This window comes from Pelomonas sp. KK5 (assembly GCF_001984095.1).
In the GTDB taxonomy this organism is placed as follows: Bacteria; Pseudomonadota; Gammaproteobacteria; order Burkholderiales; family Burkholderiaceae_C; genus KK5.
Window position 1 is genome coordinate 34,784 of the sequence record NZ_LYVQ01000022.1, and the last position, 10,470, is coordinate 45,253.

Here is a 10,470-nt window from a genome sequence, read left to right on the forward strand (position 1 = left end):
GATGCTTCGGCACAGGCCGAAAGAAACGTCACTGCCGCGGTGCGAAGAACCAGGCCAGGTTGTTCTGCACGTTCTCGGCCAGGCGGGTGGCGGCGGTCAGCTGGGTGCCGATCAGGGCCAGGCCTTGCTGGCCGAGGTTCATCTCCTGGTCCAGGTACTTGGACAGGGTATTGGCCTGGCGCAGCTGGCCCAGTTCACCCCCGAGATCGCCCAGGCCTTGGAGCCACTGGGCCTGCAGTGCGCGGCACTGGTCGGCCACGCCGCTGGCGAGCTCGATGCCGTCGCGCTGGGCCTGCGGGTCCAGCGCCAGCGTGGGCAGCACCGCACCCGCCTGCAGCGCCTGCGCCGACTGGCGGGCCAGCCATTGCGCGGCGGCGAGCTGCAGCGCCAGGCCGCGGGCCAGCGGGGCCCATGCAAGCGGCAGCTGCGCCTCGAGGAAATGCCAGCCGGCCTGCGGCAGCGCGCCCTCCTTGTTCGGGGCGACCGCATCCATCATCGTGCCGTGGATCTTCTGCATGGCAATGTCTCCCTGGGGTCAGCGGGCGCCGAGGCGCTCCAGCATGGCGCGGATCGCGCGGATCTGGATCGCGTTCTTCGACCAGTAGTCGGGCCGTCCGGGGTGGTCCGGATCGCTGTAGCCCCACCAGTCCCAGCAGCCCTCGGGGTTCTGCGTGCGGCCGTCGTCGATGCCCTCGACCTGCGGATAGAGCACGATGAAGCCGTTGCTGTCGGCGATCTCGTTGTAGCCGGTGGTCGTGAAGTAGCGATTGCCGTAGGGCGGCTCGTTGGCGCGGTCGGGCACGCCGGCGTCGAGGTTGACGTAGTTGTAGCCCTGCTTGCAGCCGTGCAGCGCGACGTGGATCGCGCGGGCCGGCGCGCCTTCCAGCACCGCCTGCGGCACGTAGGCGTAGCCGTAGGCGCTCATGCTGGAGCGGCTGTCGCCCTCGTCGTTCGGGTCGAAGAACTCACGCTGGTCGAAGCGCAGGATCTCGCCGGACAGGCGGGTGGAGGGCGGATTCAGCACGCCGTGGATGTGGCGCAGGATGTCGTGGCTCTGCATGCCGGTCCAGCGGCTCAGGTAGGGCGGCGCGTTCACGCCCAGCGCGTTGTCCTCGAGGTTGCTGGTGAGCAGCGCGTGCCCCGCGGGCACGTCGTCCACGAACTTCAGCTGCGCCTCGGGCACGCCCAGCGCCAGGTAGAACTCGCGCGTGGCCTGCACGACCAGCGGGTCCACCACCTGGTCCTGGCTGCCGGTGAACAGGTACAGGCGCTGGCGGGCGAGGTGGCCGATCGGGTCGATCAGCCCGTCGCCGGCGCTGTGGCGGGCGATCTGCGCCAGCGTGGCGGCCTGCGGGCCGGTGCGCTTGCTGAGCGGGTTCATGCAGATGAACAGTGCGTTCTGCACATAGGCGTCCTCGGCGATCGGCGAGGCGCCGGGGAAGGACTCCACGCAGCGGCAGGGCCCGCCGGCCACGATGCCGGCGCCCGCGAACAGCGCCGAATGGGCCAGGTGCAGCTGCGCGGTCATGAAGGCCCCCGAGGACAGGCCCGACACCGAGTTGCCACCCGGCTCGGCGATCACGGGGAACTCGCGCAGCGCGGCAGCCCGCGGCGCGGCTTTCTTGACGTCGGCCATCTTTGTCCCTCCCATGCTGCATTGCAGCAATGGGCGCAGCGTAGCGGAGCTCGGCGCGCTCGGCAAGCGGATGCCGTCCATCCTCAGTTGCGCATACCAAGGGATTTCACTGATCAATCAATGCATGAAAGTACAAAAGAGGGCGAACGAAGTACCGGCGCGGCAAGAGCACTTGCACAGAATCCGGCACGACGACTCCGGCCATGCCGTGGCGTCGAACGAATCACAACACCAGGAGACAACCAGCCATGCTGAACAAGCGCCATTTCCTGCAGGCCCCGCTCGCCGTCGCCGCTGCCATCGCCCTCATGCCCTCGGCCCAGGCCGCCACCGAGCTGGTGATCGCCACCGTCAACAACGGCCACATGATCGAGATGCAGAAGCTCACGCCGCATTTCGAGAAGGCGCATCCGGACATCAAGCTGAAGTGGGTCACGCTGGAGGAAGGCACGCTGCGCCAGCGCGTCACCACCGACATCGCCACCAAGGGCGGCCAGTTCGACGTGATGACGATCGGCCTGTACGAGGCGCCGATCTGGTCCAAGAAGGGCTGGCTGCTGCCCATCGCCACCGACGCCGCCTACGACGCCGACGACCTGCTGCCCGCCTTCCGCGATGGCCTGTCGTATCAGGGCAAGCTCTACGCCGCCCCGTTCTACGGCGAGAGCTCGATGCTGATGTACCGCAAGGACCTGGCCGACAAGGCCGGCTTCAAGATGCCCGACCAGCCCACCTGGACCCAGGTGAAGGAACTGGCCGACAAGATCACCGACCCGAAGGCCGGCGTCTACGGCATCTGCCTGCGCGGCAAGCCGGGCTGGGGTGACAACATGGCCTTCCTGACCACGCTGGTCAACACCAACGGCGGCCAGTGGTTCGACATGAGCTGGAAGCCGCAGCTCGAGACCAAGCCCTGGAAGGACGCGATCAACTTCTACGTGGACCTGCTCAAAAAAGATGGCCCGCCCGGATCGGCCGCCAACTCTTTCAACGAGATCCTGGCCCTGTTCAACGAGGGCAAGTGCGGCATGTGGGTGGACGCGACGATCGCCGCTTCGTTCATCAGCGATCCGAAGCAGAGCAAGGTGGCCGACAAGGTCGCCTTCGCGCAGGCGCCGGTGGCCGTGACGCCGAAGGGCGCCAACTGGATGTGGAGCTGGAACCTGGCCATCCCGTCCAGCTCGACCAAGGCGGACGCCGCGCAGACCTTCGTCAAGTGGGCCACCAGCAAGGAGTACATCCAGCTCGTGGCCAAGGAGAACGGCTGGGGCGCGGTGCCGACCGGCACGCGAAAGAGCACCTACGCGTCGCCGGAGTTCCAGAAGGCCGCCAAGTTCGCCGCGGCCGAGCTGAAGGCGATCAACAGCGCCAACCTCAGCGACAGCACGCTGCCCAAGTCGCCGTACGTCGGCGTGCAGTACGCGGCTATTCCCGAGTTCCAGGCGATCGGCATCGCGGTGGGCCAGCAGATGACGGCCGCGCTGTCGGGCAAGGTCACGGTGGACCAGGCGCTCAAGGCCGGCCAGACGGCGGCCGAGCGCGAAATGAAGAAGGGCGGCTACCTCAAGTAACCGTGCGGTGCGTGATGGCTCGGCTTCGTCGAGCCATCCCACCGCCCGTTCGCCCTGAGGTATCGAAGGGCCCATCCGATCGGCTGAGGGCCCTTCGACAAGCTCAGGACAGGCTTCGATACCTCAGCCCGAACGGACCTTCGCTTTTTGCGACGAATGTCTTGCAGTCCCCGGAGTCGCCCATGAACAACCGTCTCCTGCCCCGCGCGCTGATGGCGCCCGCCATCGGCACGCTCTTCCTCTGGATGATCGTGCCGCTGGCGATGACCATCTACTTCTCGCTGGTCAACTACAACCTGATGCAGCCCGGCGAGCATGTGTTCGCCAAGCTCGACAACTACGAGTACTTCATCACCGACCCGGACTTCTGGCCCGCGGTGTGGAACACCCTGCTGCTGATCGGCAGCGTGATCGGCATCACGGTCATCCTCGGCGTGCTGCTGGCGTTGCTGGTGAACGACCCCTTCCCCGGCCAGGGCATCGTGCGGGTGCTGCTGATCTCGCCCTTCTTCGTCATGCCCGCGGTCAACGCGCTGCTGTGGAAGCACATGATGATGAACCCGAACTACGGCGTGCTGGCCGACGTGTGGCGCCGCTTCGGGCTGACGCCGATCGACTGGCTGACCGACTGGCCGCTGCTCTCGGTGATCATCATGGTGGCCTGGCAGTGGCTGCCCTTCGCCTGCCTGATCTTCATCACCTCGCTGCAGTCGCTGGACCGCGAGCAGATGGAAGCGGCGCGGATGGACGGCTCCAACGCGGTCCAGCGCTTCTTCTACCTCACCGTGCCGCATCTCGCGCGGCCGATGGCGGTGGTGATCATGATCGAGATGATCTTCCTGCTGTCGATCTTCGCGGAGATCTTCATCACGACCAGCGGCGGCCCCGGCAACGCCAGCACCAACATGACCTTCCTGATCTACAAGCAGTCGCTGATGAACTTCGACGTCGGCGTGGCTTCGGCAGGGGCGCTGTTCGCGGTGGTCTTCGCGAACATCGTGTCGTTCTTCCTTGTCCGCATGATCGGCAAGAACCTGGATTGATGCCATGAACACTGTCGTCGACCACCCCGCCGTCATCACCACGGCGCCCCAGATCGTCCCGCAGAAGCCGCCCAGCCAGGCGCTGCCGATCGCGCTGCGCACCGCAGCCGCCTGGCTCGTCGCGCTGCTGCTGTTCTTCCCGCTGGGCTGGCTGTTCCTGACCGCCTTCAAGACCGAGCAGCAGGCGATCAGCGTGCCGCCGCTGTTCCTGTTCAGCCCGACGCTGGAGAACTTCCACGAGGTCAACGCCCGCAGCGACTACCTGCTGCACGCGCTGAACTCGCTGATCACCAGCATCGGCTCGACGATCCTGGGCCTGGCCATCGCCGCGCCCGCGGCCTACTCGATGGCCTTCTTCCGGACCTCCAAGACGCGCGACATCCTGCTGTGGATGCTGTCCACCAAGATGATGCCGGCGGTCGGCGCGCTGCTGCCGATCTACGTGATGGCGCAGACGGCCGGCATGCTCGACACCTTGCCTGCGCTGGTGATCGTGTTCACGCTCTCCAACCTGCCGATCATGGTCTGGATGCTCTACACCAGCTACAAGGACATCCCGCCGGAGATCCTGGAAGCCGCCCGCATGGACGGCGCCAACCTGTGGAAGGAGTTCCGCCACGTGGTGCTGCCGCTGTCGGTCGGCGGCATGGCCTCCACCGGCCTCCTGTGCCTGGTGCTCTCGTGGAACGAGGCCTTCTGGTCGCTGAACCTGGTGGCCGCCAAGGCCGGCACGCTGGCCACGCTGATCGCTTCCTACTCGAGCCCCGAAGGGCTGTTCTGGGCCAAGCTCTCGGCCGCCTCGCTGCTGGCGATCGCACCGATCGTGATCTTCGGCTGGTTCAGCCAGAAGCAGCTGGTGCAGGGCCTGACCTTCGGCGCTGTGAAGTAACCCAACGGAGAAATGAACATGGCTTTCCTCCAACTGCATCAGATCAAGAAGAGCTTCAACGACGCCCACATCATCAAGGGCGTGGACCTCGAGATCCAGAAGGGCGAGTTCATCGTCTTCGTCGGCCCCTCCGGCTGCGGCAAGAGCACGCTGCTGCGCCTCATCGCCGGCCTGGAGCAGATCAGCAGCGGCAACCTGCTGCTGGACGGCAAGGACATCACCTACGCGCCCTCCGGCAAGCGCGACCTGGCCATGGTGTTCCAGAGCTATGCGCTCTATCCGCACATGAGCGTGTTCGACAACATGAGCTTCGCGCTGAAGCTGGCCAACGTGCCCAAGGACGAGATCAAGGCCAAGGTCGAGCGCGCGGCCCAGCAGCTCAACCTCACCAAGTACCTGGAGCACACGCCCAAGCAGCTCTCCGGCGGCCAGCGCCAGCGGGTGGCGATCGGCCGTGCCATCGTGCGGGCGCCCAAGGTCTTCCTGTTCGACGAGCCGCTGTCCAACCTCGACGCCGCGCTGCGCGGCAACACGCGGGTGGAGATCCACAAGCTGCACCGCGCTTTGGGCGCCACGACGATCTACGTCACCCACGACCAGGTGGAGGCGATGACGCTGGCGGACCGCGTGGTGGTACTCAAGGACGGGCTGATCGAACAGGTCGGCACGCCGCTGGAGCTGTACGACCGGCCGGTCAACCAGTTCGTCGCGCAGTTCATCGGCATGCCGTCGATGAACATGCTGCCGGCGCAGGCGGTGCCGAGCTTCTCGGCGGCCACCGGCGGGCGGCTGCCGGGCGACGGCTTCCTGGGCGTGCGGCCCGAGGGGCTGCGCGTGCATGAGAAGAAGAACGGCGCGGCCGGCGTGCCGGGCAAGGTGGAGCTGATCGAGGCGCTGGGCTCGGACACGCTGATCCACGTGGACATCGGCGGCCTGCAGCTGATCGCACGGCAGAACGAGCGCACGCCGCTGCAGAGCGGGGACGACGTGGCGGTCGAGCTGGACCCGTCCGTGTTGCACCTGTTCAACCGCGAGGGCCGCGCCCTGGCGGCGGCATCCTGATCATGAGCGAATTCACGATCCTGCACCTGGGCCTCGGCTCCTTCCACCGGGCGCACCAGGCCGTCTACCTGCAGCGGCTGATCGAGGCCGGCGACACGCGCTGGTCGCTCTGCGGCGCCAACATCCGGCCCGACATGGCGGACGTGATCGCCGCCCTGCAGGCCCAGGGGGGCCGCTACACGCTGGAAACCATTTCGCCCGCCGGCGAGACCCGCTACGAAGCCATCACCGCGATCCGCGAGGTGCTGCCCTACGAGCCGACCCTGGCCGCGGTGATCGCCCGCGGCGCGGCGCCGTCCACGCGCATCATCAGCTTCACCGTCACCGAGGCCGGCTACTACATCGACGCCAAGGGCCGGCTGGACATGAGCTTCGCCGACCTGCTGGCCGACATCGGCCGCGTGAAGCGCGGTGAGACCGGCCAGACGATCTACGGCGCGCTGTGCGCGATCCTGTCGGCGCGCCGTGCCGCCGACGCCGGCCCGCTGACGCTCCTGAACTGCGACAACCTGCGGCATAACGGCGAGCGTGTACGGGCCGGGCTGATCGAGTTCATCGAGAAGGTCGGCGACGCGGACCTGCTCGCCTGGGTGCAGGCCTACACGACCTGCCCGAACGCGATGGTCGACCGCATCACGCCGCGCCCGCCGCCGGAACTGCGCGAGCGCGTCAAGGCGGCCACCGGCCGCGACGACGGCGCCGCCATCACCGGCGAGAGCTTCATCCAGTGGGTGATCGAGGACCGCTTCATCGCCGGCCGGCCGGACTGGGGCCGCGTCGGCGTGGAACTGGTCGATTCGGTCCAGCCCTACGAGGAAGCCAAGATCCGCATCCTCAATGCCACGCACAGCTGCATCGCCTGGGCGGGCACGATGGCCGGCCTGCAGTACATCCACGAGGGCACCCATGATGCGGAGATCCGCCAGATGGCCTTCGACTACGTGACCGAGGACGTGATTCCCTGCCTGACGCCCAGCCCGCTGGACCTGGCCGCCTACCGTGACGTGGTGCTGGACCGCTTCGGCAACCCGGCGATCCGCGACACCAACCAGCGCGTCGCCGCCGACGGCTTCTCCAAGATCCCCGGCTTCATCGCGCCGACGATCCGCGAGCGGCTGGCGACCGGCGGGACGATCGACAAGGTGAGCTTGCTGCCGGCGCTGTTCCTCGCCTTCCTGCAGCGCTGGAACGCCGGGCTGCTGCCCTATGCCTACCAGGACCAGGGCATGGACGAGGCGGCGGCGCGGGCGATCTGCGCGGCCGAGGATCCGGTGGCGGCCTTCGCGGCGGACCGGGTGCTGTGGGGCTCGCTGGCGGGCGACGACCGGCTGGTGGGGGCGCTGCGCCATGCCGGCGAGCGCGTGGCGGCCTTCCTGGCGCGAAGGGCAGCGGCATGAGCGGCCGGCTCGCCGAGCGCCACATCCTGCTGACCGGCGCCGCCGGCGGCATCGGCCTGGCGGTGGCCGAGGCCTGCATCGCCGAGGGCGCGGCCTGCTCGATCGTCGACATCGGCGCCGAACCGCCACCCGGCGTGCGCGCGCTGCAGGACCGCGGCCGGGTCCGCTACATCGCCGCCGACCTGTGCGAGGCCGGCGCCATCGCCCGCGTGCTGGCCGAATCCCACACCGCCTTCGGCCCGCTGCACGGCCTGTTCAACAACGCGGCGATCTTAGACATGGCGCCGCTGCTGGAGGCGGACGAAAGCTCGTACGACCGGCTCTTCGCCGTCAACGTGAAGGCCTTCTTCTTCACGATGCAGGCGGTGCTCAGGCAGATGAGCGAGCGGGGCACGCGCCGCGCCAGCGTCGTCAACATGGCCTCGCAGGCGGGCCGCCGCGGCGAGGCGCTGGTGGCCCACTACTGCGCCACCAAGGCCGCGGTGATCAGCTACACGCAGAGCGCGGCGCTGGCGATGGCGCCGCTGGGCATCCGCGTCAACGCGATCGCGCCGGGCGTGATCGACACCCCGATGTGGGCCCATGTGGACAGCCTCTTCGCCCGCTACGAGGGCCTGGCCCTCGGCGAGAAGAAGCGCCGCGTCGGCGAGGCGGTGCCGCTGGGGCGCATGGGGCGGCCGGACGACATCGCGGGGGCCGCCGTCTTCCTGTTGAGCGACGAGGCGCGCTACGTGACGGCGCAGACCCTCAACGTCGACGGCGGCAACGTCATGAGCTGACAATCGCGTTCACCGCCATGAACCGCAAGCGCAGCCTCCCTCGCCAGACCCAGCCCGAGCTGGAGCGCGACTTCGCGCGGAGCACTTCGCTGGGCTACGAGGCGCCGGAGGACACCGGCCTGGTGCGCTGCCTCGCCCATGGCTTCCCGAGCCCGCTGGTGCGCTGGCACTTCCACGAGGAGTATGAGCTGCACCTGATCACCGAGACCTCGGGCAAGGCCTTCGTCGGCGACTGGATCGGGCCCTTCCAGCCGGGCCACCTGGTGCTGTGCGGGCCAAGGCTGCCGCACAACTGGATCTCGCTCGACGCGCCCGCCGCCGGCGCCGCCGGGCGCGACCGGGTGATCCAGTTCCTGCACGAACCGATCGCCCGCGCCGCCGAGCAGATCCCCGAGCTGCGCGAGGTGCTGCAGCTGCTGGAGCGGGCGAAGCACGGCATCGAGTTCTTCGGCATGTCCGAGCAGGCACTGGCGCACTGGAACGAGATCAAGGCCACGCGCGGCCTGCGCCGGCTGGGCATCTTCTGCGAGTTCTTGGCCGACCTGGCGCAGTGCGCCGACTACCGGCTGCTGTCCAGCGTGCAGATGCAGGGCGAGCACGGCCCGGCCGGCGATGCGCAGGCGGACCACGTCAACGAGATCGTCCAGCGCATCACCAACAACCTGGCCGAGCCGCTGTCGATGGCCGAGCTGGCGGCCGAGCTGGGCATGAGCGAGAGCCGCTTCAGCCGCTACTTCAAGCGCGCCACCGGCAACAGCTTCACCGACTTCGTCAACCACGTGCGCATCAACAGCGCCTGCCACCTGCTGATGCAGAGCGAACACCTGATCGCCGACATCTGCTACCAGGTCGGCTTCAACAACGTGGCCAACTTCAACCGCCGCTTCCTCGAGATCAAGGGCATGACGCCCAGCGAGTTCCGCCGCCAGGCGGAGGCGCGCTTCGGCGCCACGCTGGCTCAGTAGTTGATCGAGAAGCGCTGGCCCCTGTAGCTGAGGACAGCGCTCTTCAGGCGGATCTCGTCGAGCTTGAGGCCGGGCGCAATGGCATCGCCCTCGTGGAAGAGCTGGCCGTTGACGATCAGCATGCGGTTGGCCGGGGTGTCGGAATACATCGCGCCGCTGGTCGTGAGCGCGGGCAACTGGCGGCGGACGTCTTCGGGCAGCTCGGCGAGCGCCGGGATGCGGCTGGGGGCCGGGCTGACTTCCGGTTTCGACGGAGCCACCTGCGGCGGCGGGACGGTCAGCGGCACCGTGGCCGGCTGGGCAATGGCTTGAGGCGTTGGCGCAGCGACCGGCGCAGGCGGTGGCGGTGGCGCCGTGACGACGAGCGGTGCCGGTGCCGGGGCGGGCGCTGGCCATAGCGCCCCGGCCAGGCCGGCCACCGCGAGCGCGCCACCCACGGCCGCACCCAGCACCAGCGGCATGCGGTTCGGTGCGGCCTCGTCGTCGATGGTCCGGTCGGCCGGGCCGGGGTCGGCATGCAGCGTGGGCACGCCGGCGCTGCGTTCGCGTTCGGAATTGGCGCGTCGCAGCGCGTCGAGGATGTAGCTCATGGTCGGGTAGCGGCAGCCAGTCGCGGCTCGTCGATGTTGGCGGCGCGGTTGAGCTGCATCAGCGTGATCGGGCCGGGCACGCCGTCGCCGCGCAGGCCTTGCGAGCGCTGGAAGGCGGCGACCTTGGCGGGCAGCGGCGCGGCGGGCTCGGGCAGCAGCCGGGCCAGTTGCTCATCGAGCCAGGCCTGCGTCGCCCCCTTGGCCGGGAAGCCGGCCGGCGTGCGCCACAGCGTGCCGAACTCGCCGGTCCATTGCTTGCTGAGCGTCATCAGGCTGACGGTCTGCGTGGCGCCGCTGCCGGCGCTGACGGTGGCGGTCTGCGCATCCAGGCCCACCAGCAGCACCCAGGCCGGTTGTGAATCGGCGCCGCTGCGCAGCGTCAGGATGCCGGGCCGGTCCAGCTGGCGCAGCAGGGCCAGCCCGCCGTCGCTGCGGAAGCACTGCAGCTCCTGCGTGCGCAGGCCCTGGCAGGGCGTGTCGCCGAGGCCTTCGGTGCCGGCGTGCCAGAGGCGGGCGAGGGCGGTCCAGGCGTCGGGCT

General features: G+C 68.7%; 10 protein-coding genes and 1 pseudogene. 7 read left to right on the forward strand and 4 right to left on the reverse strand.

The features are described 5' to 3' along the window. Nucleotides 1–28: 28 nt before the first annotated feature. A complete protein-coding gene (locus B0W88_RS05175; protein ID WP_077033595.1) occupies nt 29–517 on the reverse strand; it encodes a hypothetical protein in 489 nt (162 codons plus the stop codon). Between the two features lie 18 nt (nt 518–535). Further along, nucleotides 536–1,636: a poly(3-hydroxybutyrate) depolymerase gene (locus B0W88_RS05180; RefSeq protein ID WP_233151627.1), complete on the reverse strand. Its 1,101-nt coding sequence runs from the start codon at nt 1,634–1,636 to the stop codon at nt 536–538. A 248-nt stretch (nt 1,637–1,884) separates the two neighbouring features. On the opposite strand from B0W88_RS05180, the gene B0W88_RS05185 reads away from it, so the two are divergent. From B0W88_RS05185 to B0W88_RS05215, 7 genes are all read left to right on the forward strand, one after another. After that, nucleotides 1,885–3,207, forward strand: coding sequence for a sugar ABC transporter substrate-binding protein (locus B0W88_RS05185; RefSeq protein WP_077033596.1), 1,323 nt, complete (start codon nt 1,885–1,887; stop codon nt 3,205–3,207). Between the two features lie 182 nt (nt 3,208–3,389). Then, the gene (locus B0W88_RS05190) at nt 3,390–4,250 is read left to right on the forward strand and encodes a carbohydrate ABC transporter permease (RefSeq protein ID WP_077033597.1); all 861 of its coding nucleotides are present in this window, start codon (nt 3,390–3,392) and stop codon (nt 4,248–4,250) included. A gap of 4 nt (nt 4,251–4,254) precedes the next feature. Next, nucleotides 4,255–5,139 (forward strand): carbohydrate ABC transporter permease, encoded by an 885-nt coding sequence (locus B0W88_RS05195; RefSeq protein ID WP_083748592.1) that lies wholly within the window; start codon nt 4,255–4,257, stop codon nt 5,137–5,139. Between the two features lie 18 nt (nt 5,140–5,157). Beyond that, complete coding sequence (locus B0W88_RS05200; protein WP_077033602.1) at nt 5,158–6,201, forward strand: ABC transporter ATP-binding protein; 1,044 nt, start codon at nt 5,158–5,160, stop codon at nt 6,199–6,201. 2 nt (nt 6,202–6,203) lie between these two features. Then, nucleotides 6,204–7,598 carry a D-arabinitol 4-dehydrogenase gene (gene dalD, locus B0W88_RS05205; protein WP_198937777.1) on the forward strand — a complete coding sequence of 465 codons (1,395 nt, stop codon included), beginning with the start codon at nt 6,204–6,206 and terminating at the stop codon, nt 7,596–7,598. Further along, a complete protein-coding gene (locus B0W88_RS05210) occupies nt 7,595–8,377 on the forward strand; it encodes an L-iditol 2-dehydrogenase (protein ID WP_077033598.1) in 783 nt (260 codons plus the stop codon). The genes dalD and B0W88_RS05210 overlap by 4 nt, the downstream gene beginning before the upstream one ends. A 17-nt stretch (nt 8,378–8,394) precedes the next feature. Beyond that, nucleotides 8,395–9,342 (forward strand): AraC family transcriptional regulator, encoded by a 948-nt coding sequence (locus B0W88_RS05215; RefSeq protein ID WP_077033599.1) that lies wholly within the window; start codon nt 8,395–8,397, stop codon nt 9,340–9,342. Here the strand turns inward: B0W88_RS05215 and B0W88_RS05220 are convergent. Next, entirely contained in the window at nt 9,336–9,932 is a 597-nt protein-coding gene (locus B0W88_RS05220; RefSeq protein ID WP_077033600.1) for a general secretion pathway protein GspB, read from the reverse strand. The two genes, B0W88_RS05215 and B0W88_RS05220, sit on opposite strands and share 7 nt — an antisense overlap. Then, nucleotides 9,929–10,470 (reverse strand): annotated as a pseudogene (locus tag B0W88_RS33475) (peptidoglycan-binding protein); the annotation flags it as partial. The gene B0W88_RS05220 and the pseudogene B0W88_RS33475, both read right to left, overlap by 4 nt.